Consider the following 23,164-nt stretch of genomic DNA (forward strand, 5'->3'; position numbering starts at 1 on the left):
AGAGGCTCAGCGGAAATGAACGGCAAAATCCGTGACATAGTCCGGCTCGTCCAGCCGGCCGCGAATTAGAAGGTCCGCGCCGATGCGGCCGATCTCGTCGGAACTCTTGGCCGCCGTCCCGTTGCCGCCGGTCAGGAGCGCGACGCGCTCGCCGCCGACGAAGCCTGCATAGGGATAGCCGTGCGCGGTGTAGGTCGTCACGCAGGGCGCGGACAAAAGGCGCACCGGGTCGAGCTGCGGAATGGAGCGGGCCAAAAGCCGCTTGAGATGGGTAATGGCGTTCGCATCGCCCTGCCCGCGGAACCAGTCGACGATCGCCGGCTCCTCGGCGATTTCTATATCCGTCGGATCACCGCCGATCTTGAGATAGGCATGCCCGTCCGGATAGACGATGGGCGGCAGGAAATAGAAGTGTTCGGATGGATCGGCACTTTCATCGATCCAGGACGGCATTCCGGCAAAGGCCTTCGCCTGCTCCGGCGAAAGCTGCGCCAGCACGACGGTCCGCGCCTTGACGATCAGCGCCGGCACCCGGGGTAGCAGCCCCGGCGCCCGCGAAAAGCCGCCGGTCGCGACCAGCACGCGCCCGCCCGTGAGGGCTTCGCCCGACCGCAGCGTCACCGACGCACGACCGCCCTCTTCGGTCACGGAAATCGCATCGTCGGAAATGCAAACGCCGCCCGCCTTCTCCATGCAGGCGACCTGCGCCGCGACCAGCTTGCGCGGGTCGATGTAGCCGGCGCCCTTCGCTTCGAAGACGCCCGCCGAACGCTCCGGCAGCGAGAACCATGGAAAATGCGCACGCAATTCGGCCCGGTCCAGCAGCGGCGCGTCGAGGCCGTGGCGCGCGGCGACGGCCGCAACGGAAGAGACGAACTCCCCATCCGCATGGCCGCTGATCAGGCAACCCGTCTCGCCGTAGAAGGCGATGCCGCTCTCTTTCTCGATCTCGCGGTATCGGGCGATGGAGCGGTTGGCGAGCAGCGCCCAGTCGCGATCCTGGTCGATCGTGCGGGTGATGCGGCCGCTGTCGTAGTGGCTGGCGAAGACGCCGTCATGCGCCGCCCAGTCCGCCGGCTCGCCCCGGCCGACGAGCGCCACCGAGGCGCCCGTTCGCGAAAGGTGCCGCGCCGCGGCCGCCCCCATCATGCCCCTGCCCACCACGACGAAATCGAAATGCCGAACCATGCCTCACCCTCATCTTCGGCAATGGCATAGCATGGCGACGGCGCGATTCCAGCCGTGAAAAGTCGCCGCGGGCGTCAGTCGATGTAGCTCTGCACCTTGCCGCAGTAACGCTTGGAAACCGGGTTCATGCGCTTGGCGCCGTGGCCGGCATTGTACTTGAGGATGGTGCCGCAGGTCGTGCCGCCGCCGAGGTCATGCGCCATGGCGAGGTACTTCATGCCGAACTTGATGTTCGTCTCCGGATCGTAGAGCCCCTTGGCGCCGCCGCGATAGCCCATCATGCGCGCCGTCGCCGGCTTGATCTGCATGAGGCCGATCTCGCCGGCGCTGCCGCGGGCCCGCGGATTGAAGTTGCTCTCGACGCGGACGACGGCATGGGCGAGATCGACCGGCACGCCGTAGGTCTTCGCATAGGTCTGGATGAGGCTGGAATAGCTGGCCGCCTGGACACCGGTCTTCAGCGGGTTTTCCGCCTTCGGGTAGCCGGTCGTGCTCCTGAAGGTCCTCAACTGGCCGACGACGACCCCCTCCCTGTCGATGACGGTCGTGCGCTTGTCGCGCTTGCCCGACGCTTTCGCCGCCTTCCCCTTGCTCTCGGCCTTCGCCGTCGTGGCCGGCTTTGCCGCGGGGCCGCGGTAGTCGCCGGATGCGGCATGCGCCATGCCGGCGGAAAAAACGGACGCGCAAAAGCAGGCCGCGCTGATGGCAGCAAGAAGTCTTCTCATCTATTTCCAGTCTCCAAAAGGCGCAAAGGCAGTGCCTTGGCGGCGGCTACGGAGGCCGCGCGCCTTGCGCAAACGTCTCGATCCTTGTTGATAGCGATCAGGCCCTGACCGCTTGCTGCGCTGCAGTGAACGCAGCCGGAAAGAACATCCCCAATCGGGTCAGGATGTGGCGAAGCGGTAAACTTCTGTTACAGCCTGTAATATTCGAATATGAGAACGGGCTTTCAGGCCGCCAGCCGCGGCAAAGCCGACAGCAGCCGGTGCAGGGTGTCGATGGTCGAAAAGTCAGCGATGCCGTCGACCCGCTCCGGCCGGAAATGACGCTGGAAGGCGGCCACCGCTCCCTCCGTCTTTTCCGTGTAAATCCCGTCGATTTCAGTACCATAGCCGTAGAGCGACAGCATGGACTGCAAAGCCTCGACCGGCTGGCCCGCATCCCCCCTCTGGAAGAAGCGTCCGCCGGCGATCGGCGTCGGCTCGACCCAGTGCCCCACGCCCGCGGCATGAAGGGCCCCCCACGGGAACTTTTCACCCGGATCGACCTTGCGAATCGGCGCCACGTCGCTGTGCGCGAGCACCCGCTCGGGGGCAATTCCCCACCTTCTGCCACAATCGAGACAAAGTTCGACGACCGCCCGGATCTGCGCGTCCGGAAAATCCGGCAGCCCGCCGGGGTGCCCGGCATTGGCGATCTCGATGCCGATGGAGGCCGAGTTGATGTCGCTCTCGCCCTTCCAGAAGCTCTTGCCGGCGTGCCAGGCACGGTCCGCCTCGCGCACGAGTTGCTCGACGCGGCCGTCCTCGTGCACGAAGTAATGACAGGAAACCTCGCTTTCCGGCGCGCGAAGCCATGTCAGCGCGCCTTCGGCCGTTTCCATGCCGGTATAGTGCAGGACGATGATGTCGGGAGGGCGCCCGCCCGACCGTGCGCCGAAATTCGGCGACGGCGCGGCCGAGGCGCCGGAATAGTCACATGTGAATGCGCTCATGCAGCGCAGCGTTCCTTCTCGATCGCCTCATAGGCAGCGTTGAGCGCGGCCATGCGGTCGTTCGCGATCTGATGGAACTCGGCCGGCACGCCACGCGCCACCAGCCTATCAGGATGGTTCTCGGAGGCAAGCACCCGGTAGCGCTTGCGGATCTCGGAAAAATCGTCGCTGGGCTTGACGCCGAGCACCTTGTAGGGGTCGCGGCCGCTGATATGGACATGGCGCGCCGTGATCTGCTCGAAGCGCTCCTCGGCCATGCCGAAGATTTCCGCGACGCGCAGCAGGAAGGCCATCTCGTTTTCGTGGATCAGCCCGTCCGCCTTGGCGATGTGGAACAGGCCGTCGACGATGTCCTCGAGGATCGGGCAGTTCTTCTCGCAGGAGACGCACAGCGCCTTCATCTTCTCCGCATAGGCCTCGTAGCCCGCGACATCCTGCCGCGCGAGGTTGTAGAGCCGGGCGACATTGGCCGCCTGGTTGTCCGGATACCTGAAGATGTCCTTGAAGGCATCGACCTCCGCGGTCGTCACGATGCCGTCCGCCTTCGCCATCTTGGCGGAAAGCGCGATCATCGCGACGGAGAAGGCCACCTGCCGGCGCGTTTCCGGGTCGCCCTCGAAGAGCGTCCGCACGGCCTCGACCACGCTGGACAGCGCATTGCTGGCGGCATCGGAAACCATGCCGACGAGGCGATCCCATACGGCACTGATGAAGCAAGTCGGCGAATTCTGGAACATAAGGTGATCTTGAGCAGACAATTGCAGGGAAAGCAAGGCAGGAGGCACGAGGATGACAAAATTTTGATGCCCCTCATTAAGTGGATGCATCCAATTTTCGCCGAGCGGATTCCAGCCTGTCCGGCACGAGGGACAATCCGTCACACAGCGCGGATAAGTTCGCCGCGCCGTTTCCCTTGAGGGGATTCTGCGCTAGGAGCAACACCAGCAAAAGTGCGAAGCGGTTTTGCCGGAGTTTCGGGACCGGACGCGCACTTTCCAGACGTGCTGAAGCCGAGGAGGAAACATGGCCAAGCAGAAAGTCGCAATGCTGACAGCCGGCGGGCTCGCGCCCTGCCTGTCGTCCGCCGTCGGAGGCCTGATCGAGCGCTACAGCGACATCGCACCGGACATCGAGCTCGTCGCCTACCGCTCCGGCTACCAGGGCCTCCTGCTCGCCGACCGGATCGACATCACGAAGGAGATGCGCGAGAAGGCGCCCCTCCTCCACCGCTACGGCGGCTCGCCCATCGGCAACAGCCGCGTGAAGCTCACGAACGCCGCCGACTGCGTGAAGCGCGGTCTCGTCAAGGAAGGCGACAACCCGCTGCGGGTCGCGGCCGAGCGCCTCGCCAAGGACGGCATCACGATCCTGCACACGATCGGCGGCGACGACACCAACACGACGGCGGCCGACCTTGCCGCCTATCTCGGCGCCAACGGCTACGACCTGACCGTCGTCGGCCTGCCGAAGACGGTCGACAACGACGTCGTGCCGATCCGCCAGTCGCTCGGCGCCTGGACGGCGGCCGAGGTCGGCGCCGGCTTCTTCGACCATGTCAGCAACGAGCAGAGCGCAGCGCCCCGCACCCTCGTCGTGCACGAGGTGATGGGCCGCCACTGCGGCTGGCTCACCGCCGCCACGGCCCGCGCCTATATCCAGAAGACCAGCGGCAACGAATATGTCGAGGGCTTCATGATGAACACGCAACTGAAGAACATCGACGGCCTCTACCTGCCCGAGATGGAGTTCAACCTCCAGGCCGAGGCCGAGCGCCTGAAGGCGGTCATGGACCGCACCGGCTTCGTCACGCTCTTCGTCTCGGAAGGCGCCTGCCTCGACGCCATCGTCGCCGAGCGGGAAGCATCCGGCGAAACCGTCAAGCGCGACGCCTTCGGCCACGTGAAGATCGACACGATCAATGTCGGCAACTGGTTCTCCAAGCAGTTCGCCGCCCTGCTCGGCGCCGAGCGCGCCATGGTGCAGAAGTCCGGCTACTACGCCCGCTCCGCCCCGGCCAACCGCGACGACCTGCGCCTCATCCAGAGCATGACCGACCTTGCCGTCGAGAGCGCGCTCAACAAGGTCTCGGGCGTCACCGGGCACGACGAGGGCCAGGGCGGCAAGCTGCGCACCATCGAGTTCCCGCGCATCAAGGGCGGCAAGCACTTCGACACCTCCGCGAAGTGGTTCGGCGAGGTGATGGACGCGATCGGCCAGAAGTGGCGCGCGTCGGCCTGATCGCACAGGGCTTGACGCCGAAAATTTGCAATGGCTTGCTCCCCGGATCGACCACCGCTCCGGGGAGTTTTCATGTCCTTCGACCACTGGCTGGCCTTTGCCGCCGCATCCGCCGTCATGCTCGCCATTCCGGGGCCGACGATCCTCCTCGTGATCTCCTATGCGCTCGGCCACGGCCGGCGGACCGCAGGCGCGACGGTCGCGGGCGTCGCACTCGGCGACTTCACCGCCATGACCGCCTCCATGCTCGGCCTCGGCGCCCTGCTCGCCGCGTCGGCGGCGATCTTCACCGTCCTGAAATGGGTGGGCGCGGCCTATCTCGTCTGGCTCGGCATCAAGCTCTGGCGCGCACCCGTCGCGGCAAGTGCGGAGGGCGAGGCCCCGGCGGAGGAGAGGCCCGCGCGCATCTTCGCCCACGCCTATGTCGTCACGGCGCTGAACCCCAAGAGCATCGTCTTCTTCGTCGCCTTCCTGCCGCAGTTCCTCGTCCTCTCGCAGCCGGTCCTGCCGCAGATGGTGATCTTCGAGGCGACCTTCCTCGTCCTCGCGACGCTGAACGCCTTTTCCTATGCGCTGCTCGCCTCCGCCGCCCGCAAGACGATCCGCAAACCCTCGGTCCAGAAGGTCGTCAACCGCGCCGGCGGAACGCTTCTGATAGGCGCCGGACTGCTCACGGCGGGCCTGCGCAGGGCGGCAGCCTGACGCATCGTCAGGCCTGCGGGTTGCCGCTCGGCGCCTGATCGGCTATGAGCGGGACACGGCCACGGCCGATTGATTTGCAAAAGCCGTCCTGCGAGCGCGCCCCCCTGGGAGCGCCGCATGGCGGATACGAGAAGTGGCAGCGCCTTCGCGCGTCCTCACGGGCGCCGGCGCTGTGGGGCGTCCCGGCGCCCGCACACCCCGGCAAACCGAGAGCGACGACCATGGCTGATACCCCCGTTTCCCGTCCGGCACGCATTGCCACGCTTGCCTGCGCAGGCCTTCTTGCAACGCTTGCCGGCTGCGCCAGCGTGGCCGAGGACGCGGCGACGGCAAGGACCGTGACGCCCGCGTCGGCAACGCCGGCCACGACGGATATTGCCGCCGGCGACGAAACCACGACCGAAGTCGCCTATGCCGCCCTGCCGATGGCAAAGCCCGGCACCGAGAGCACGCCGCAAGCCCTGCCGGCACCGGTCGCCGTCGCGGCAAACGCCGCCGAGGCGGCCGTTCCGGTCTCCGCGCTCGCCGAGGCAAGGCCCGTGACGGGCGCCGCGGCCGCCACAGCCGCGCTGGTCTCCAATACCGGCGGCGGGGCCGCCCCGGCCGGCGAAATGCCGCAGCGCTTCGACACGGTCATCGGCGTCTCGGTCATGGAGCCGGGCTTCGACACCGGCGAGCCGGAAGGCCTCGAACAGCTCGTGGCCACCCGCAAGATCGTGCCGGTCGCAAAGCCCGCCCTGCTGAGCAACGCCGTCCTGACCACCGAGACCCGCCTCGTCGTGCCGCAGGCCGAGCAGCCGTTCCAGAAATCCGGCACGCCCATCGATGGCCTCATCAGCAAATATGCCTCGCTCTACGGGATTCCGGAATCGCTGCTCCACCGCGTCGTCAAGCGCGAAAGCCGCTATAATCCGAAGGCCTTCAACCGCGGCCACTACGGCCTGATGCAGATCAAGTATGCGACGGCGCGGAGCATGGGCTTCGAAGGCCCGGCCGAAGGCCTGTTCGACGCCGAGACGAACATCAAATATGCCGGCAAGTACCTGCGCGGCGCCTGGCTCGTCGCCGACGACAAGAACGACGGCGCCGTGCGCCTCTACGCGGCCGGCTACTACTATCACGCCAAGCGCAAGGGCCTGCTCGACGAGACGGGCCTGCGATAAGCCGAGACGGCAGCGGCCCTCATCCCGCTGCCGCGATCTTCTCCCCGCAGGCGGGGAGAAGCGGCATGTGGCTATGCCTTGCATCCCACCTGCGTCGATATTTCAGGAAACCGGACCGGCACGGCCGTTCGCCCCGCTTGCGGGGGAGAAGGTCGCGACAGCGGGTTGAGAGGGCCTTACCGCGCCGCCTTCAGCCAGAACGACATCGGCTTTTCAGTCTCCTGCGCCTCGCCGATATCCTGCCACGACAGCATCGTGGAAAGATCGGCGCGACGGGTATAGCCGCGCCTGCCCCAGAAGTCGTCGAGCGGCGCGTAATCGGCCGGGCGCAGCGGATGGTCCTTCGGGCGCTCCACCGCACAGAAGGCGCACCAGTCGAACCGGCCGAGGCGGCGCGAATAGGCCTCCCGCTCCTCAAAGAAGCGCACGCCGAGCCCCCTGCCCCGGTAGCCCGGCAGCAGCACGGATTCCCCGAAATAGAAGACCGTGGCCGGATCGATGCCGGCGGCGGCGAAGGGCGCCCTGAATTCCTCCGACGCATCCGTCATCGGCACGCCCGTCGAGGCGCCGACGATCCGCTCCCCGTCGAGCGCCAGCACGAAAAGGCTCTCGGGCGACTGCGCATAGGTCTGGAGATAGGCGGCCTCGTAAGCCTCGCTTCCCGCGTAGAGATACGGGAAGGCGTGGAACACGGCGATGCGAAGGCGCGCCAGATCGGCGACATGGGGCGCGACGGCTTTGCCGTGGACGATCTCGATCTGCATGATCCTCAAATGTTCCCAAAGGCTTGAACAATGCTATAAGGCGGGCCGGGCCCTGCCCGGAAGATAACGACATGAGGGATGACATGCCAGCAAAAGAGACGATCCGCGCCTATTACGACGCTTTCAACAGGCAGGACATGGAGGCCTTCTTCGATCTCTTGCATGACGACGTCGTCCACGACATCAACCAGGGCGGCCGCCAGGCCGGCAAGGACGCCTTCCGCGACTTCATGGCCCACATGAACCGCTGCTACCGCGAGACGCTGACGGACATCGTCATCATGTCGAACGACGACGGCACGCGCGGGGCGGCCGAATTCGTCGTCAACGGCCAGTACCTCGTCACGGACGAGGGCCTGCCGGAAGCCAACGGCCAGACATACGTGCTGCCCGCCGGCGCCTTCTTCGAGATCCGCGACGGCAAGGTCGCGCGCATCTCCAACACCTACAATCTCAACGACTGGATCGCTCAGGTCGGTGCCTGACCGGCCTCAAGCTTCGACGCCTCCAGCGCGTCGAGGATCTGCCTGACCAGCGGCTGGGGCCGGTAGCCGAGTTTCGACGGCGTCAGCCCCATCCGCACCACGGCAAGCCCGCGCGAGGGCACGACCGCCACCGACTGGCCGTCATGCCCGAGCATCCAGAACGTATCCTCCGGCAGGCCGTAATCCGTGTCGCGCTTTTCGCCGGGGCCGTGCGTCCAGGTCTGCACGCGGCTGTAGACGCCGCCGGAGGCCGCCGTCGGGGTGGCCATCGCCGTGACGAGACCGTCCGGCAGCAGCCGGTTCGCCTTCCACACGCCGTTATTCAGGAGCAGCAGCGAGAACCGCGCCCAGTCGCGCGCCGTCGCATACATGTAGGACGACCCGACGAAGATGCCGGTCTCGTCAGGCTCCATGACGGCACTCGCCATGCCGAGCGGGGCGAAGAGCCCCCTGGACGGGAAGGACAGCGCCTGCACCCGCCCGCCGAGCGCGCCCATCCACAGGCGGGACAGCAGAACCGCCGTGCCGCTGGAATAGTTGAACGCCTCGCCCGGATTGGCTTCGAGCGGCAGGGAGACGGCAAAGCGCGTCATGTCGGGTTCGAGGAAGAGCATGCGCGTGACATCGGTCACGGCGCCGTAGTCCTCGTTGAAGGCAAGGCCGCTCTCCATGGCGAGGAGCTGCCCGAGCGTGATCGCCGAGCGCGCATCGCCCCGCCATTCGGGAAAGAGGTCGCTCGTTTCGGGCGAAAGCGCACCGGCCTGCATCAGCCGGCCGACGAGGGCGGCGTTGACCGTCTTGGTCATCGACCAGCCAAGCAAGGGCGTGGCCTGCGAGAAGCCGTCGCCATAGGCCTCGGCGACGATGCGGCCGTCATGCACCACGACAACGGCCCGCATGCCCGGTCCCGCCAGGGCCGGATCGGCGAGCAGCGCGACAAGGCGCGCATCCGGCGTCACCGCCTCCCCGTCGGGCCAGGCGACGGCGGGATCGCCGGGCGGAATGACCGGCAGGGGAACGTCCGACACCGCCTGCTGCGCGGCGCGGAAGTCGCCGTCCGGCACGCCGGCGCAGCCGAAGCCCTCGTGCCAGACCGCATAGCCCGGCGCGAACAGCCCGAGCAGGCGGGTCGTCACCGTCTTTCCCTCGAAATCGACGTCCTGCCGCATGAATTTCAGCAGCGGATGGCCAGGCGCCTGCACGTCCTCGGCCAGCACCCGGGCGGGATCGCGCCCGGCGATGAAGACATTGGAGCAGACGATCTTCGCGGCGTAGCCGGACCCGACGCTCAGGAGCGCCGGCGGCGATACGATGAGCCAGCTCGCCGCCACCACGACGGCAAGGGCAAGGGCAGAAAGCGTCCAGGCGGCCAGCCTCTGCAGTCGTCTCATCGCAGCCTCTCCTTCGAGAGCGGAGACAAGCAGGATTCCCTCGCCATGAAAAGGCTTTTCGGAGCGTCAGGCAGAAAGCCGGTCCTCCGGCGGCCGGAAGAAGCGCGTCACCTCGCCCGCCGCCACCGGCGCCGAGATCAGGTAGCCCTGCGCCTCCGACGCGCCGCGCTGGCGGATGAAGTCGAGCTGGCCTTCCGTCTCGATGCCCTCCACCGTCGTCGTGACCTGGAAGGTCTGGCCGAGCTTCAGGATGATGTCGACGAGATCGGCGTCGCGCTTGCTCTCCATCATCGCCCGCGCGAAGGAGCGGTCGATCTTCATCTGGTCGATCGGAAAGGCGCGCAGGTTGTTGATCGAGGAGAAGCCGATGCCGAAATCGTCGAGCGCGACGCGCACGCCGTGGCGGCGCAATTCGTTGAGGCTCTCGCGAATCACCGTCTCGTCGACCGAGAAGACGGATTCCGTCACCTCGACGGTGAGACGGCCGGGGGCAAGCCCGGTTTCGGCAAGACAGGCCTTCACATAGTCGACGAAAGCCCGGTCCTTGAACTGGTCGCCGACGACGTTGACGGCGATGCCGGTCGGCGCCGGCCACTTCGCCGCTTCCCGGCACGCTTCGCGCACCACCCAGTTGCCGAGCGCCAGGATCAGCCCGGTCTTCTCAGCGGCCGGGATGAAGACATCGGGCATGATCAGCCCCTTTCCGGGTGCCGCCAGCGCAGCAGCGCCTCGAAGGCGCGCACCGACCGGCTCTCGACGCCGACGATCGGCTGGTATTCGAGGAAGAGTTCGTCGCTCGCGATCGCCTTGGCGAGATCGTGCTCGATGGCCGCCCGCGCCTGGACGTCGGCGGCAAGCGCCGCGTCGAAGAAGCGGAAGCCGCTGCCGTGGGCCTCCTTGGCCTCGTAGAGCGCGACGTCGGCCCGCTTCAGGAGTTCGGACATGGAAGCGTCGCCGACCTCCATGAAGGTGACGCCGATGCTGCACCCGCTCGCCACGCGGTGGCGCTTCAGGTCGAACGGCGTCTCGAAAGCCTCGCAGAGCGTGCGGCAGACGTCCTCGATCTTGCCCTGCGAGGGCCGCCCCGCGATCGTCACGACGAATTCGTCGCCGCCGAGCCGGTAGACCTTCGCCGTTGCGCAGAGCACGCCCGCGAGCCGCCGGGCAATGGCCGCCAGAAGCTGGTCGCCCACATCGTGGCCGAGGCTGTCGTTGACGAACTTGAAGCGGTCGAGGTCGAGGAGCAGCAAGGCCGGGCGGTTGTCCTGCCCGCCCGCATCCACCAGCGCCTGGATGTCCCGTTCCAGGCAGAACCGGTTGGCAAGCCCCGTCAGGCGGTCGTGATAGGCGTCATGCGTCAGGCGCTGCTCGGTCTGCCGGCGCTGGCAGAGCTCGGCGATCAGCTGCGCCTTCGACCGGCCGATCTGGTAGAAGCCGACGCCGAAGAAGACGGGCATGAGGGCAAGCGCGGTCGCCGTGGGCATGGAGAAGCCGAAAAGGCTTTCCTGCGCCGGGTCGCGCATGATCTGGTCGGCGGCAAGGCAGATGCCGGGAAGGAAAGCTCCGAAGACCGATCCCGCCAGCGCGTAGCGCTGCTCGATCCTCGGCAAGAAGGTTTTCAACATCATGTAACCCTAAACCGTTGTTATCATGACAACAGGGTGCAGCCCGGCCATATGGCCTGCCCGATGTTCTAGCCGACAAAGAATGACAGAGTGTTAAGGGGGCGTTCGCGTTTGCCCCCCAGATTCGAGGGGGAATTTTTTGGGAACCTCGGCGCCGTTCGCGCGTTGGGAGGGTTGTTGTCATTCGTGCGTGGGGCTCGCGCGTCTAACGAGTGGGAAGGACCATCACATGAAATCCATGATCATCGGTGCCGCCGGCATCCTGGTAACTGCGGGTACGCTGCCGGCTTTCGCAGCCGATATGACCGTCGCCGAACCGCCGGTGGAAACACCGATCACCGAGGTGGCGGGCGTCTACGACTGGGGCGGCTTCTATGTCGGCTTGAATACGGGCTATGCCTGGACGGACGGCGACTATACCGGCGGGTTGCCGGGCAGCCACAGCATGGACGGCTGGGCCGTCGGTGCCTATGCCGGCTATAATTTCTTCAACAATGGCTGGGTCTACGGTGTCGAAGCCGACGTCAAGCGCGACTTCAACGACGAGCGCTTCACGAGCGGGGGGCTTCCCTTCGAATATGAGACGACCTGGGGCGGCTCCGTTCGCGCCCGCCTCGGCTACGCCATCGACCGGACGCTGATCTACGGCACCGGCGGCTATGCCTTCACCAACGCCAAGCTGACGGATGTCACCACCGGCGCGAGGGAAAAGGAAACCTTCCACGGCTGGACCATCGGCGCAGGTGTCGAGCACGCCTTCACCGACAACGTGGCGGGACGTATCGAATATCGCTATTCGGACTACAACAAGTCCGACATCTTCGGCGTTGCCGGCTCGGATGGCGACATCGATTCGCATTCCATCATGCTCGGCGTGAGCATGAAGTTCTGACGTTCAGGCCGGGGCGCGCACATCGCCCCGGCTTAACGTCCCGCTAACCGTAATTTTACGAAAATGCGCGATAGGTCGAGGACCCGTCTCGCGCGCTCCCCTTTACGGCCCGGTCCATTCGAGGCAGGATTGGTAAACGCGCAACAACGGGACTTCCATGCGTCGGTTCATTCTGGCCCTCCTGCCCCTCGCCCTCCTCGCCACGTCCTGCTCCACCACCGATTACGACCTCGTGTCCACCGCGTCCGTGCCCCCGCGCTTCGAGGACAAGGACCCGCAGGATTTCGGCGCGCGCAATCCCCATCGCCACGAGGTGCACGGCATCGACGTGTCCAAGTGGAACGGCGACATCGACTGGCCGGCGGTGAGGAAAGGCGGCGTCGCCTTCGCCTTCCTGAAGGCGACCGAGGGAACGGACCGCATCGACAGCCGCTTTTCCGACTACTGGCGCGGCGCAAAGGCGGCCGGCGTCGCCCATGCGCCCTACCATTTCTATTATTTCTGCTCGACGGCGGATGCGCAGGCCGACTGGTTCATCGCCAACGTGCCGAAGGAAGCCGTGCAGCTTCCGCCGGTGCTGGACGCCGAATGGAACCCCGCCTCGCCCACCTGCAAGATCCGCCCGCCGGCAGGCGAGGTGCGCACCGCCCTGCAGCGTTTCATGGACCGCCTCGAAGCCCACTACGGCAAGCGGCCGATCATCTACACCACGGTCGACTTCCACCGCGACAACCTCGTCGGGCATTTCGAAGGCTATCACTTCTGGCTGCGCTCGGTCGCCAACCACCCGGAGAATATCTACCCGGCACGCAAATGGGCCTTCTGGCAATATACCTCGACGGGCGTCGTCCCCGGCATCTCGACGAACACGGACATCAACGTCTTCGCCGGCTCGGCCAGGAACTGGAACAAGTGGATGGCCTCGGTCTCCCGCTGACGGCTGCAACACAGGCGCGAGAAAGAGCGGCAGCACGCCGCGCTTGCCTTTTTCTTCTTGCTTCCGTCACATTCATCTGAGACAGCCGGGCCCAGCAACGGATCAAGGAGCATTGTGATGCGGCAGAACCTGAAGACGACACTTTCGGCAGGCCTTGCAGCCATTCTTCTGGCCGGCAGCGCGCACGCCCAGACGGCCCCCGCCTGCGGCGGCGATCTCGCGGCCTTCCTGGAAGGCGTGAAGGCCGAGGCGCAGGGGCGCGGCGTTTCCGCCGAGGTCGCCGACAGGGCGCTTGCCGGCGCCGCCATCGACCAGAAGGTGCTGTCGCGCGACCGGGCACAGGGCGTCTTCCGCCAGACCTTCCTCGAATTCTCCAAGCGCACGGTCAGCCAGTCCCGCCTCGACATCGGCCGCAAGAAGCTGAAGGACCTCGCCGACGTCTTCGCCCGCGCCGAGCAGGAATTCGGCGTCCCCGGCCCGATCATCGCGGCTTTCTGGGCCATGGAGACCGATTTCGGCGCCGTGCAGGGCGATTTCAACACCCGCAACGCGCTCGTGACGCTCTCCCACGACTGCCGCCGCCCCGAGATCTTCCGTCCGCAGCTTCTCGCCGCCATCGAGATGGTCGGCCACGGCGACCTCGATCCGAACGGCACGACGGGCGCCTGGGCTGGCGAGATCGGCCAGGTGCAGATGCTGCCGAAGGACATCATCGAATTCGGCGTCGACGGCGACAATAACGGCCATATCGACGTCAAGAAGAGCGCGCCGGACGCAATCCTCACGGCGGCCAAGTTCATCCAGCATCTCGGCTTCGTGAAGGGCCAGCCGTGGATCCAGGAAGTCTCCGTGCCCGAGGTCCTGCCCTTCGAGAAGACCGGCCTGCAGCCGGGCATGAAGGCCGGCGACTGGTTCGCGCTCGGCGTCACGCCGCGCGACGGCGACACCTCCTTCGGCAACCTGGAGGCCTCGCTGGTGCTGCCGCAGGGCCGCAAGGGCCCCGCCTTCATCACCTATCCGAATTTCAACATCTATCTTTCTTGGAACCAGTCCTTCATCTACACGACGTCGGCCGCCTATTTCGCGACCCGTCTTGCCGGCGCCCCGCCCTATGAGCACGGCAACCCGGAGGAAGGCCTTTCCGAAGACGGCATGAAGCAGCTCCAGACCAAGCTGCAGGGCCTCGGCCATGACGTCGGCAAGATCGACGGCATCCTCGGCTCCGGCACCCGCGCGGCGATCCAGAAGGAGCAGCTCCGCCTCGGCCTGCCGGCCGACGGCTGGGCGACCCAGGCCCTCCTCTCCGCCCTCTGACAGGAATCGGGTGGCAAGCCGCCACCCGCTGCGATAGGACGTTCATGACCTGAGCGGCGCATGCCCGGTCGAAGCCGGACGGCGCCGCTCTTCTTGTCTTTCCGCATCCGCCTGCCGGATGTCTCCGGGGGAAACGATGCAGCAATCGGCCATGGCAACCCGCATGAACGCCCGGACCTGGGGCCTGCTGGCGCTTCTCGGCATGATCTGGGGCGGCTCGTTCTTCTTCGCCCGAATCGCGGTCGCCCATGTGCCGCCGGCAACGCTGGTGCTGCTGCGCGTCGGCATCGCGGCGCTCGCCCTGCATGTCTACATCGCGGGCCGTTTCGACATCTACGCGACGCTCCGCGCCCGCTGGCGCGAGTTCCTGCTGCTCGGCCTCGTCAACAATGCCGTGCCGCACATGCTGATCTTCCTCGGCCAGACGCAGATCGGCGCGGGCCTCGCCTCCATCCTCAACGCCACCACGCCGATCTTCACCGTGCTCATCGCCAACCGCATGACGGCGGACGAGAAGCTCTCGCCGGAAAAGATCGCCGGCTGCCTGATCGGCTTCCTCGGCACCGCCGTGCTGATCGGCCCGCGCGCGCTCGCGCCCTTTGCCGGCGACGGCGGCCCGCCGCTCTGGGCGCTCGTCCTGCCCGTGCTCGCCGCGGCCTCCTACGGCCTTGCGGCGACCTACGGCAAGCGGTTCCGCGGTGTCGCGCCGCCCGTCATCGCCGCCGGCCAGCTCAGCGCCTCGACGCTGTTGATGCTGCCCGTGTCGCTCATGCTCGATTCGCCCTGGCAGCTTGCCCTGCCCCCGCTGTCGGCGATCCTCGCCGTGCTGGCGCTGGCGCTCCTGTCCACCGCCTACGGCTACATCCTGTTCTTCCGGATCATGGCGGCAGCCGGGGCGACCAACACCTCGCTGGTGACGCTGCTCGTGCCGCCGAGCGCGATTCTCTCCGGCATGCTCTTCCTCGGGGAACGGCTGACGCCGCTCGGCATCCTCGGCATGGTGCTCGTGCTTCTCGGCCTCGTCGTGCTGGACGGACGCGCCCTCGCCCGCCTGCGGCCCTCCTGAGGGAGGCGGGAACAAAGCGCCCTTTGCGGCCTTTTCATGGGACTGGTGCCGATTGCCGACCCGATTTGCGCCACATTGGTAAATGCACTCTGTCGGCATTCGTCATTCGGTAGGGATTGTGAATTTTTTGTGGCGCGCATAATAAGGGAGGTAATTCAGCAGGTTAGCGTTGTGAATAACCGTCCGGCGCAGCCCGGATGTTGCAGTGCAGCAACAAAACACCTTTCCAACCCGCTTTTTTCGGTCGTAATATCGGACCGTAAACGCAAGGAGGTAAGCCGATGGGACTCACACATTCCTTGAATGTTTTGATGATCAGTGCAGCGTTCCTCTTCATCGCGACGATGCTATTCATCTGAGGCGATAAGCGAGCAGAAGGGTCAGGGACAAAAACGACAAGCCCTGCCGAAACCCATTCAAGAATATGCATGGCTCCGGAGACGGTGCCATGCATTTTCGTTTCCGGCTGATGGTTCGCGTCAGGCCGCGGCGCCGGCCGCCCGGCTCCGGTCGATCTTCGCAAAGCCGACGCCGTCGCACACCTGCGAAACAAGGCTCGCCCTGTTCATCGTATAGAAGTGGAACTCGCCGATGCCGCGGGCGATGAGGTCCTCCACCTGGCGGATCGCCAGTTCCACCGCCACGGCGGCCCGCTCCTGCGGCCGGTCGTCGATCGGGCCGAGACGGTCCGCCAGCCAGCCGGGCACGGTGGCGCCGCAAAGGCCGGCGAACTTGCGGACCTGCGCCAGGTTGTGCACCGGCAGGATGCCCGGCAGGACCGGGATCGCTATGCCGGCCTTGCGCACGCGCTCGAGGTAACGCTCGAAATCGTCGTTCTCGAAGAAGAACTGGGTGAGCGCGCGCGTCGCGCCCGCATCCACCTTGCGCTTGAGCATGTCGATGTCGGCGGCGACGTCGGGACTTTGCGGATGCTTTTCCGGATAGGCGGAAACGGAAATCTCGAAATCGGCGATCCCGCGCAGGCCCGCGACCAGTTCGGCCGCATTGGCATAGCCGCCCGGATGCGGCTGGTAGGGCGCGCCGACGCCGCCCGGCGGATCGCCCCGAAGCGCGACGAAGTGCTTCACGCCGACCGCCTGGAATTCCGCGACGACGGCATGCACCTCCTCCCTCGTCGCCCCAACGCAGGTCAGGTGCGAGGCGGCCGGCAGGCCCATCTTCAGGAGCTGGCGCACGGTCGCCAGCGTCGGCGCCTTGGTGGAACCGCCGGCGCCATAGGTGACCGACATGAAGCGCGGCGCATAGGCCGAGAGCTCGGCGGCCGTTTCCCAGAGCTGGCCTTCGGCCTCCGCCGTCTTGGGCGGGAAGAATTCGAAGGACAGACGGATATCCTTGCGGGCTGGGATGGCGGTCGCCGGCTTCATGTCAACTCCTCCTGCGGATCGCGATAGGGTCGGCCGCCTGTTCGCGCTGGTCGCGGGCAAGCCATATGGTCACGGTGAGCGCATCGGCGGCCGAATGCGCGGGTTTGAGATCGACGACCGCTTCGACGGCAAGGCCCGCCTTCTCCAGCCATTCGGACATGGTCTGGTGCGAGAAGCCGAGGCGGATATGGGCGTGCTCGTCGCGCAGGTGCTCCAGCGCGTGCGGGGCAAGGTCGATGATGGCGAGCCGCCCGCCCGGCGCCAGCATGCGCGCGGCTTCCACCACCGCCGCATCCGGCTCGTCGAGGAAGTGCAGCACCTGGTGGATCGTCACGACGCCGAATTCGTCGCGCTCCAGCGGCAGGTTGAAGATGTCGCCGTGGCGGATCGAGGCCTTGGTGATGCCGGCCCGGTCGAGATTGGCGCGGGCGACCGCCAGCATGTCGCGGCTGGCGTCGACGCCGACGCCGCGCCGGTACAGCCCTTCGAAGAGTTGCAGGATGCGCCCCGTGCCGGTGCCGAGGTCGAGGAAGGCGTCGACCGGCTCCGTGCCGATCATCTCGGCAAGCATCGCCTCGACTTCCGCCTCGCTGACATGCAGGCGCCGTACCGCGTCCCATTCGGCCGCGTTGCGGCTGAAATAGGCCTGCGCCTTGTCGGAGCGGACCTTTTTCAGTGCCCGCAGCCGCTCGTCGTCGCGGGCGAAGACCGCGTCCGCGGGATCGGTGGCGTCGAGAAGCCGGCGGGCAAGCGAGACGGCCTCCCCTGCCTGGCTCAGCCGGAAGAACGCCCAGGCGCCTTCCTGGTAGCGATCGACGAGCGCGGCCTCGGCAAGAAGCTTCAGGTGGCGCGAGATGCGCGGCTGCGACTGGCCGAGAATGTCGGTAAGGTCCGTCACCGTCAGGTCGCCGTGCGACAGCAGCGCAAGAAGGCGAAGGCGCGTCGGCTCGCCCGCCGCCTTCAGGATCTCCACGATGTCGTCCAGTCCGAGTTTCTGCGTGTCGCCCATGACGTTTCCAATCAAGACATAAAGATATGTTTATGTGATTAACCCGCATTGCGCAAGAGCCAATCCGTGTCGCCGATCTTCCCATCAACAGGCCCAAAGAAAAACCCCGGCGAACCGGGGTTTTCCTACGAGCGTTGAAAGACATTGCAGGGCGGGGGCCCTCATCCCCCTGCCGCGGCCTTCTCCCTGCCTGCGGGGAGGGCGACTATCTTGAATTGCACGACGGCAAGGGGCTTTGGAACGAGGCGTTTGTCGAGAACTTCGCTGGCCCATTCTTGCGCATAGCGGGCCTGGTCCCCGGCCGGAGCCTGGCCCAAGCGACCGCACGGGCCTGGGACATCCTGGCAATCCTGTCCCACGCTCTCCCACGAGCTTCAAGCTCTCGGAATTGTCGGGCTTGGTCGCCAATCTCCCCCGACCGGCCGGCCCGGGGAGCAAATTCCAGGTTCCAAGAGGAGGCAAGGCCGCGCTCTCCACCAGCAACGGCGCTGTGGGGAAACCGGCCCGGCTTGTCCCGTCTCCCCGCCTGTGGGGAGACGGTGCCGGCAGGCGGATGAGGGGCATCGCCCGCCAAGGGGGCCCGCACGCCTTGTTCCGCGATACCGCCCCGCTCAGCGGGTCAGGCGCTTGTAGGTCACGCGCTTCGGGTTGACCGAATCGGCGCCGAGGCGGCGGATCTTGTCCTGCTCGTAGTCCTCGAAGTTGCCCTCGAACCATTCCACATGGCTGTCGCCCTCGAAGGAGAGGATGTGGGTGGCGAGGCGGTCGAGGAACATGCGGTCGTGCGAGATGATGACGGCGCAGCCGGCGAAGTTTTCCAGCGCGTCCTCGAGTGCGGCCAGCGTTTCCGTGTCGAGGTCGTTGGTCGGTTCGTCGAGCAGGAGGACGTTGTAGCCGCCCTTCAGCATCTTGGCGAGGTGCACGCGGTTGCGCTGGCCGCCCGAGAGCGTGCCGACCTTCTGCTGCTGGTCGCCGCCCTTGAAGTTGAAGGCGCCGCAATAGGCGCGGCTGTTGACCTCGTGCTTGCCGAGCTTGAGCACGTCGCTGCCGCCGGAGATCTCCTCCCAGACGGTCTTGTTGCCGTCGAGCGCGTCGCGGCTCTGGTCGACATAGCCGAGATCGACCGTCTCGCCGACGGTGATCGAGCCGGAATCCGGCTTTTCCTGGCCGGTGATCATGCGGAACAACGTCGTCTTGCCGGCGCCGTTCGGGCCGATGACGCCGACGATGCCGCCGGGTGGCAGCTTGAAGGTGAGGTTCTCGATGAGCACGCGGTCGCCATAGGCCTTGGTGAGGTTTTCCGCCTCGATGACCGTGTTGCCGAGGCGCTCGCCGACCGGGATGACGATCTGCGCGTCGCCGGGGCGGCGGTCCGCGGCGGCCTTGACCAGTTCGTCATAGGCCCTGATACGCGCCTTGGACTTGGCCTGGCGGGCCTTCGGCGAGGAGGCGATCCATTCCTGCTCGCGCGACAGCGCCTTCTGGCGGCTGCCCTCCTCGCGCTCCTCCTGCGCCATGCGCTTGGCCTTGGCCTGGAGGTAGGCGGAATAGTTGCCCTCGTAGGGAATGCCGCGGCCGCGGTCGAGCTCGAGGATCCAGCCCGTGACGTTGTCGAGGAAGTAGCGGTCGTGGGTGATCATCAGCACGGAGCCCGGATATTCGCGCAGGTGCTTTTCGAGCCAGGCGATCGTCTCGGCGTCGAGATGGTTGGTCGGTTCGTCGAGCAGCAGCAGGTCCGGCTGGGCAAGCAGCAGCTTGCAGAGCGCCACGCGGCGCTTTTCACCGCCCGACAGGCTTTCCACGCCCGAATCGCCCGGCGGGCAGCGCAGCGCGTCCATCGCCATCTCGACCTGGCTGTCGAGGTCCCAGAGGTTCTGGCTGTCGATGATGTCCTGGAGCTTCGCGCCCTCGTCCGCCGTCTCGTCGGAATAGTTCATCATCAGTTCGTTGTAGCGGTCGAGGATCGCCTTCTTGGGGGCGACGCCCTCCATGACGTTCTCCAGCACGGTCTTCGAGGCATCGAGCTGCGGCTCCTGCGGCAGGTAGCCGAGCGTCGCGCCTTCGGCCAGCCACGCCTCGCCCGTGAACTCCTTGTCGAGCCCGGCCATGATGCGCAGCACGGTCGACTTGCCCGCGCCGTTCGGGCCGAGGATGCCGATCTTGGCATCCGGGTAGAAGGACAGGTGGATGTTCTCGAGGATCTTCTTGTTGCCATAGGCCTTGTTGAGCCCAGACATGTGATAGATGAACTGACGTGCCATGAAAACGCGCTCCGGATCGGACAAATTTGCCCGCTATGTAGGCGAATTCTCCGCCCGCGGCAATCTGCGAAAGCCGCGGGACCCGACACCGGCGGAAAGCCCGCCCCGTAACCGCTATCCCGCCTGCCCTGCCCCCGTGAACCCCTCGGTGCACCGCGATTTCGTCGGGGACGCGCCGCCGATGAGTTGCGAAAGCGGGCCCTCGCCGGCGGCAAGGCCGATGGTGAGGCCGATGACGACGGTCCTGTCCCCCGCCTTGCGGCAGGTAAGCCGCACGCGCTCGCCGGCACCGGGGCCGAAGGCCTTGTCGAAGGCGGCGCGGACTTCGGCGAGCGTTATCGCCCCGCCGGCCTTGCCGGCGAAGAGCGACGGCACCGGCGACGCGTTGAACTGGTCGAGCAGATCCAGCGAGCGGCTGTAATAGGCTTCCGCCGAGGTGGTGACGCAACTGCCGCTTCTCAGCCACTGCTGTCGGTCCATTCCGACGCGGGCGGCGGGCATGGCCGCAAGCAGGCGCTCCCGCGTGCCCGAAGCGAGCGTGATCTCGGGCAGGTCCGTCCACTTGCCCTTGCGGGCCTGCTGCCTGACGCCGTCCTCTATGCCGCAATAGCTCCGGCGTATCAGGAAACGGCTGTTGAGCGAGAACCGCTGCGCGGCCGCGGACGTGGCGGAGAAATCCGTGCAGCCCCGGCTCTTCGGTCGCGCGGCGCAATAGCCGGATTGCCAGCCGACGGAGAGCACCTCTTTTCCCCCGCCACCCTCGGGCGCCGACTGGGCGGCGGCGAGGCCGCACGCCAGGAAAAAGGAGACACACGCAATGAGAAAGGCAGATGCGACCTGGGAAAGCGAGGCGGTTTTCGTCTTCATGACGGGCTCCCGAAAGAGAACAAAACAAGATCATATACAACCAAAAATCCATAAAACGCAACCATGAATCATGAAAATCGCGAAATACGGGTGCAAATGCAAAAATACACGCCGCATCCCATTGTCTTTGCATGGCAAATCGCGTTGACCTCTTGCAAACGGGAGGAGAGCCGTGTTTTCACAAGCGCAGACGCTGAAAAGCCCGAGCGGGGCGGCGCTGGCGGTCCGGCACGCGCCGGCGCGCGGCGAAGCGCGCGGCATCCTCCTTCTCAGTCACGGCCTTGCCGAGCACAGCGCGCGCTACGCGCCCTTCGCCGCCCGCATGGCGTCGGAAGGCTTCCATGTCTATGCCAACGACCATCGCGGCCACGGCTTCACCACCGCCCCGGATGCGCCGCGCGGCCAGTTCGCGCCGCGGAACGGCATCGCCCCCGTCCTCACGGACATGCACGCCGTGCGTACGCATGCGGTCGACCGGCATCCCGGCCTGCCGGTCGTGCTCTTCGGCCATTCGATGGGCGGCCTCCTGGCGCTCGCCTTCGCCGAGGCGCACCCCGCCGACATCGATGCGCTCGCCGTCTGGAATTCGAACCTCGAACCGGGGCCTGCCGGGCGGCTGGCGCAGGTGGTCCTGGCGGCCGAGCGCATGCTGAAGGGATCGGACGTGCCGAGCGCCCTCCTGCCGAGGCTCACCTTCGGCGCCTGGGGCAGGTCCATCCCCGGCCGGCGGACGGCATTCGACTGGCTGTCGCACGAGGCGGGCGAGGTCGACGCCTATGTCGCCGACCCGCTCTGCGGCTTCGACGCCAACGTCTCGCTCTGGATCGACATCTTCGCCATCACCTTCTCCGGGGCCTCGTCCGAGGGACTGGCGCGCCTGCCGAAGACGCTTCCCATTCACCTTGCCGGCGGCGACGAGGATCCCGCGACCGATTACGGCCGGGCAACGCGCGCCTTTGCCGGACGGCTCAAGAAATCGCGGCTTGAGGACGTCACCGCGATCGTCTATCGCGGCATGCGTCACGAGACGCTGAACGAAAGCCCGGCGCTGCGCGATCCCGCCATCGACGCCTTTGCCGGCTGGTGTCGCCGGGTTGTCGAGGAAAGGCGCCGGCTGCCGGAAAAAGCATGACCACGACCGCCGCAACGCCGCTGCGCAACGAGGTGAGCCTCGGGCTCCTCCTCATGGTGCTCTCGGTGCTCGTCTCGCCGATCATCGACATCTTCGCCAAGCTCGCCGTCACCGCCGTGCCGGCGACGGAGATCACCTTCGTGCGCCTGCTCTTCCAGATGACGGTGCTGGGTCCCATCTGCCTGATGCGCGGCTCGCTGTTCGACGTGAGTTGGAGCAAGATGGGCCTGCACGCCGCCCGCGGCCTGCTGATGGCCATCACCATGATCAGCTTCGTCACGCCGCTGGCGGTGATGGAGGTGGCGGACGCCATCGCCATCTTCTTCGTCGAGCCGATCATCCTCACCATCCTCGGCTCCATCTTCCTCAAGGAGACGATCGGCTGGCGGCGCTATACGGCCTGCGCCGTCGGTTTCCTCGGCTCGCTGCTCGTCATCCAGCCGAGCCTGCAGGAGGTTGGCCTCATCGCCCTCCTGCCTGTCGTCGCCGCCTTCTCGCTCGCGCTCTTTTTCCTTCTGACCCGGCTCGTCGCGCAGAAGGAGGACCCGTGGTCGATGCAGTTCTATGCCGGGTTATGGGGCGCCCTCTTTGCCGGCCTGCTGCTCGTCGTCGGCGGCAAGGCGGGCATCGCCATGCTCACGCCGGTCCTGCCCGACATGAAGCATACGTTCTATATCGCGGGCGCCGCCGTTGCCGCCACCATTGCCGGCGTGCTCGGCGTCTATGCCTATCGCGCCGCGCCCGCCTCCACGCTCGCGCCGCTGCAATATCTGGAGATCGTCTCGGCGACGATCCTCGGCTGGTGGGTCTTCGGCCATCTGCCGGACGCGGTGAAATGGCTCGGCATCGCCATCATCATCGGTTCCGGCCTCTACGTCATCTGGCGCGAGCGCCGGCTCAACAAGACGGCGACGATCCCCACCGTCTCCACGCCGATCTGACGAAAGGAAAAGCCGGCGCGCATGGCAGGCATCAAGTCAGTCGAACCCGTCATGATGTCACCCGCGCCCGCCGCTATCCTGCCTTCCGGC

At 66.4% G+C, this 23,164-nt stretch carries 21 protein-coding genes and 1 pseudogene; 10 read left to right on the forward strand and 12 right to left on the reverse strand.

The features are described 5' to 3' along the window. Positions 1-6: 6 nt before the first annotated feature. The 4 genes from L0976_RS02585 to L0976_RS02600 form a co-directional block, all read right to left on the reverse strand. Entirely contained in the window at positions 7-1,188 is a 1,182-nt protein-coding gene (locus L0976_RS02585; RefSeq protein ID WP_234185965.1) for an FAD-binding oxidoreductase, read from the reverse strand. A gap of 74 nt (positions 1,189-1,262) precedes the next feature. After that, positions 1,263-1,913, reverse strand: coding sequence for a lytic transglycosylase domain-containing protein (locus L0976_RS02590; RefSeq protein WP_234185966.1), 651 nt, complete (start codon positions 1,911-1,913; stop codon positions 1,263-1,265). A 224-nt stretch (positions 1,914-2,137) separates the two neighbouring features. Beyond that, on the reverse strand, positions 2,138-2,902 hold the full coding sequence (locus tag L0976_RS02595; RefSeq protein ID WP_234185967.1) for an N-acetylmuramoyl-L-alanine amidase: 765 nt from the start codon (positions 2,900-2,902) through the stop codon (positions 2,138-2,140). Next, positions 2,899-3,582 (reverse strand): TerB family tellurite resistance protein, encoded by a 684-nt coding sequence (locus tag L0976_RS02600; protein ID WP_370643566.1) that lies wholly within the window; start codon positions 3,580-3,582, stop codon positions 2,899-2,901. The genes L0976_RS02595 and L0976_RS02600 overlap by 4 nt, the downstream gene beginning before the upstream one ends. Positions 3,583-3,925: 343 nt before the next feature. On the opposite strand from L0976_RS02600, the gene L0976_RS02605 reads away from it, so the two are divergent. From L0976_RS02605 to L0976_RS02615, 3 genes are all read left to right on the forward strand, one after another. After that, positions 3,926-5,140 (forward strand): pyrophosphate--fructose-6-phosphate 1-phosphotransferase, encoded by a 1,215-nt coding sequence (locus L0976_RS02605; RefSeq protein WP_234185969.1) that lies wholly within the window; start codon positions 3,926-3,928, stop codon positions 5,138-5,140. Positions 5,141-5,212: 72 nt separating this feature from the next. Continuing rightward, the gene (locus L0976_RS02610; RefSeq protein ID WP_234185970.1) at positions 5,213-5,842 is read left to right on the forward strand and encodes a LysE family translocator; all 630 of its coding nucleotides are present in this window, start codon (positions 5,213-5,215) and stop codon (positions 5,840-5,842) included. A 221-nt stretch (positions 5,843-6,063) separates the two neighbouring features. Further along, a complete protein-coding gene (locus L0976_RS02615) occupies positions 6,064-7,005 on the forward strand; it encodes a lytic transglycosylase domain-containing protein (RefSeq protein ID WP_234185971.1) in 942 nt (313 codons plus the stop codon). A gap of 176 nt (positions 7,006-7,181) precedes the next feature. Here the strand turns inward: L0976_RS02615 and L0976_RS02620 are convergent, their stop codons facing one another. Then, entirely contained in the window at positions 7,182-7,769 is a 588-nt protein-coding gene (locus tag L0976_RS02620; protein WP_234185972.1) for a GNAT family N-acetyltransferase, read from the reverse strand. A gap of 83 nt (positions 7,770-7,852) precedes the next feature. On the opposite strand from L0976_RS02620, the gene L0976_RS02625 reads away from it, so the two are divergent. Next, the gene (locus L0976_RS02625; RefSeq protein ID WP_234185973.1) at positions 7,853-8,254 is read left to right on the forward strand and encodes a ketosteroid isomerase-related protein; all 402 of its coding nucleotides are present in this window, start codon (positions 7,853-7,855) and stop codon (positions 8,252-8,254) included. Here the strand turns inward: L0976_RS02625 and L0976_RS02630 are convergent. Continuing rightward, positions 8,239-9,645, reverse strand: a complete 1,407-nt coding sequence (locus tag L0976_RS02630; protein ID WP_234185974.1) for a serine hydrolase — start codon at positions 9,643-9,645, stop codon at positions 8,239-8,241. The genes L0976_RS02625 and L0976_RS02630 overlap by 16 nt on opposite strands. Positions 9,646-9,711: 66 nt before the next feature. Then, positions 9,712-11,273, reverse strand: a pseudogene (locus tag L0976_RS28720) (putative bifunctional diguanylate cyclase/phosphodiesterase). Positions 11,274-11,499: 226 nt separating this feature from the next. Here L0976_RS28720 and L0976_RS02645 point away from each other — a divergent pair. The 4 genes from L0976_RS02645 to L0976_RS02660 all read left to right on the forward strand — a co-directional run bounded on the left by L0976_RS02645 (position 11,500) and on the right by L0976_RS02660 (position 15,479). Beyond that, positions 11,500-12,162: an outer membrane protein gene (locus L0976_RS02645; protein ID WP_203319344.1), complete on the forward strand. Its 663-nt coding sequence runs from the start codon at positions 11,500-11,502 to the stop codon at positions 12,160-12,162. Positions 12,163-12,319: 157 nt separating this feature from the next. Next, positions 12,320-13,099, forward strand: coding sequence for a GH25 family lysozyme (locus L0976_RS02650; protein WP_234185977.1), 780 nt, complete (start codon positions 12,320-12,322; stop codon positions 13,097-13,099). A gap of 117 nt (positions 13,100-13,216) precedes the next feature. Further along, positions 13,217-14,413 (forward strand): lytic murein transglycosylase, encoded by a 1,197-nt coding sequence (locus L0976_RS02655; protein WP_234185978.1) that lies wholly within the window; start codon positions 13,217-13,219, stop codon positions 14,411-14,413. 151 nt (positions 14,414-14,564) lie between these two features. Next, on the forward strand, positions 14,565-15,479 hold the full coding sequence (locus L0976_RS02660; RefSeq protein WP_234185979.1) for a DMT family transporter: 915 nt from the start codon (positions 14,565-14,567) through the stop codon (positions 15,477-15,479). Positions 15,480-15,642: 163 nt separating this feature from the next. Here L0976_RS02660 and L0976_RS02665 read toward each other — a convergent pair whose 3' ends face one another. From L0976_RS02665 to L0976_RS02685, 5 genes are all read right to left on the reverse strand, one after another. Next, positions 15,643-15,933 (reverse strand): hypothetical protein, encoded by a 291-nt coding sequence (locus L0976_RS02665; protein ID WP_234185980.1) that lies wholly within the window; start codon positions 15,931-15,933, stop codon positions 15,643-15,645. A gap of 25 nt (positions 15,934-15,958) precedes the next feature. After that, entirely contained in the window at positions 15,959-16,864 is a 906-nt protein-coding gene (gene metF, locus L0976_RS02670) for a methylenetetrahydrofolate reductase [NAD(P)H] (RefSeq protein WP_234185981.1), read from the reverse strand. 1 nt (position 16,865) lies between these two features. Further along, the gene (locus L0976_RS02675; protein ID WP_234185982.1) at positions 16,866-17,873 is read right to left on the reverse strand and encodes a metalloregulator ArsR/SmtB family transcription factor; all 1,008 of its coding nucleotides are present in this window, start codon (positions 17,871-17,873) and stop codon (positions 16,866-16,868) included. Positions 17,874-18,484: 611 nt separating this feature from the next. Continuing rightward, the gene (ettA, locus tag L0976_RS02680) at positions 18,485-20,134 is read right to left on the reverse strand and encodes an energy-dependent translational throttle protein EttA (RefSeq protein ID WP_234185983.1); all 1,650 of its coding nucleotides are present in this window, start codon (positions 20,132-20,134) and stop codon (positions 18,485-18,487) included. Between the two features lie 114 nt (positions 20,135-20,248). Further along, positions 20,249-21,001: a ribonuclease gene (locus tag L0976_RS02685; protein WP_234185984.1), complete on the reverse strand. Its 753-nt coding sequence runs from the start codon at positions 20,999-21,001 to the stop codon at positions 20,249-20,251. Positions 21,002-21,173: 172 nt separating this feature from the next. Between L0976_RS02685 and L0976_RS02690 the strand changes: the two genes are divergently transcribed. Both L0976_RS02690 and L0976_RS02695 read left to right on the forward strand, forming a co-directional pair. Beyond that, positions 21,174-22,133, forward strand: a complete 960-nt coding sequence (locus L0976_RS02690) for an alpha/beta hydrolase (protein ID WP_234185985.1) — start codon at positions 21,174-21,176, stop codon at positions 22,131-22,133. Beyond that, the gene (locus tag L0976_RS02695) at positions 22,130-23,074 is read left to right on the forward strand and encodes a DMT family transporter (RefSeq protein ID WP_203319352.1); all 945 of its coding nucleotides are present in this window, start codon (positions 22,130-22,132) and stop codon (positions 23,072-23,074) included. The genes L0976_RS02690 and L0976_RS02695 overlap by 4 nt, the downstream gene beginning before the upstream one ends. Positions 23,075-23,164 lie beyond the last annotated feature (90 nt).

Source organism: Shinella sp. NM-101 (assembly GCF_021401195.1).
In the GTDB taxonomy this organism is placed as follows: Bacteria; Pseudomonadota; Alphaproteobacteria; order Rhizobiales; family Rhizobiaceae; genus Shinella.

Coding starts and splice junctions, on each gene's coding strand:
- L0976_RS02585 (WP_234185965.1), bottom strand. CDS start 1,188: ATGGTTCGGCATTTCGATTTCGTCGTGGTGGGCAGGGGCATGATGGGG.
- L0976_RS02590 (WP_234185966.1), bottom strand. CDS start 1,913: ATGAGAAGACTTCTTGCTGCCATCAGCGCGGCCTGCTTTTGCGCGTCC.
- L0976_RS02595 (WP_234185967.1), bottom strand. CDS start 2,902: ATGAGCGCATTCACATGTGACTATTCCGGCGCCTCGGCCGCGCCGTCG.
- L0976_RS02600 (WP_370643566.1), bottom strand. CDS start 3,582: ATGGTTTCCGATGCCGCCAGCAATGCGCTGTCCAGCGTGGTCGAGGCC.
- L0976_RS02605 (WP_234185969.1), top strand. CDS start 3,926: ATGGCCAAGCAGAAAGTCGCAATGCTGACAGCCGGCGGGCTCGCGCCC.
- L0976_RS02610 (WP_234185970.1), top strand. CDS start 5,213: ATGTCCTTCGACCACTGGCTGGCCTTTGCCGCCGCATCCGCCGTCATG.
- L0976_RS02615 (WP_234185971.1), top strand. CDS start 6,064: ATGGCTGATACCCCCGTTTCCCGTCCGGCACGCATTGCCACGCTTGCC.
- L0976_RS02620 (WP_234185972.1), bottom strand. CDS start 7,769: ATGCAGATCGAGATCGTCCACGGCAAAGCCGTCGCGCCCCATGTCGCC.
- L0976_RS02625 (WP_234185973.1), top strand. CDS start 7,853: ATGCCAGCAAAAGAGACGATCCGCGCCTATTACGACGCTTTCAACAGG.
- L0976_RS02630 (WP_234185974.1), bottom strand. CDS start 9,645: ATGAGACGACTGCAGAGGCTGGCCGCCTGGACGCTTTCTGCCCTTGCC.
- L0976_RS02645 (WP_203319344.1), top strand. CDS start 11,500: ATGAAATCCATGATCATCGGTGCCGCCGGCATCCTGGTAACTGCGGGT.
- L0976_RS02650 (WP_234185977.1), top strand. CDS start 12,320: ATGCGTCGGTTCATTCTGGCCCTCCTGCCCCTCGCCCTCCTCGCCACG.
- L0976_RS02655 (WP_234185978.1), top strand. CDS start 13,217: ATGCGGCAGAACCTGAAGACGACACTTTCGGCAGGCCTTGCAGCCATT.
- L0976_RS02660 (WP_234185979.1), top strand. CDS start 14,565: ATGGCAACCCGCATGAACGCCCGGACCTGGGGCCTGCTGGCGCTTCTC.
- L0976_RS02665 (WP_234185980.1), bottom strand. CDS start 15,933: ATGCATGGCACCGTCTCCGGAGCCATGCATATTCTTGAATGGGTTTCG.
- metF (WP_234185981.1), bottom strand. CDS start 16,864: ATGAAGCCGGCGACCGCCATCCCAGCCCGCAAGGATATCCGTCTGTCC.
- L0976_RS02675 (WP_234185982.1), bottom strand. CDS start 17,873: ATGGGCGACACGCAGAAACTCGGACTGGACGACATCGTGGAGATCCTG.
- ettA (WP_234185983.1), bottom strand. CDS start 20,134: ATGGCACGTCAGTTCATCTATCACATGTCTGGGCTCAACAAGGCCTAT.
- L0976_RS02685 (WP_234185984.1), bottom strand. CDS start 21,001: ATGAAGACGAAAACCGCCTCGCTTTCCCAGGTCGCATCTGCCTTTCTC.
- L0976_RS02695 (WP_203319352.1), top strand. CDS start 22,130: ATGACCACGACCGCCGCAACGCCGCTGCGCAACGAGGTGAGCCTCGGG.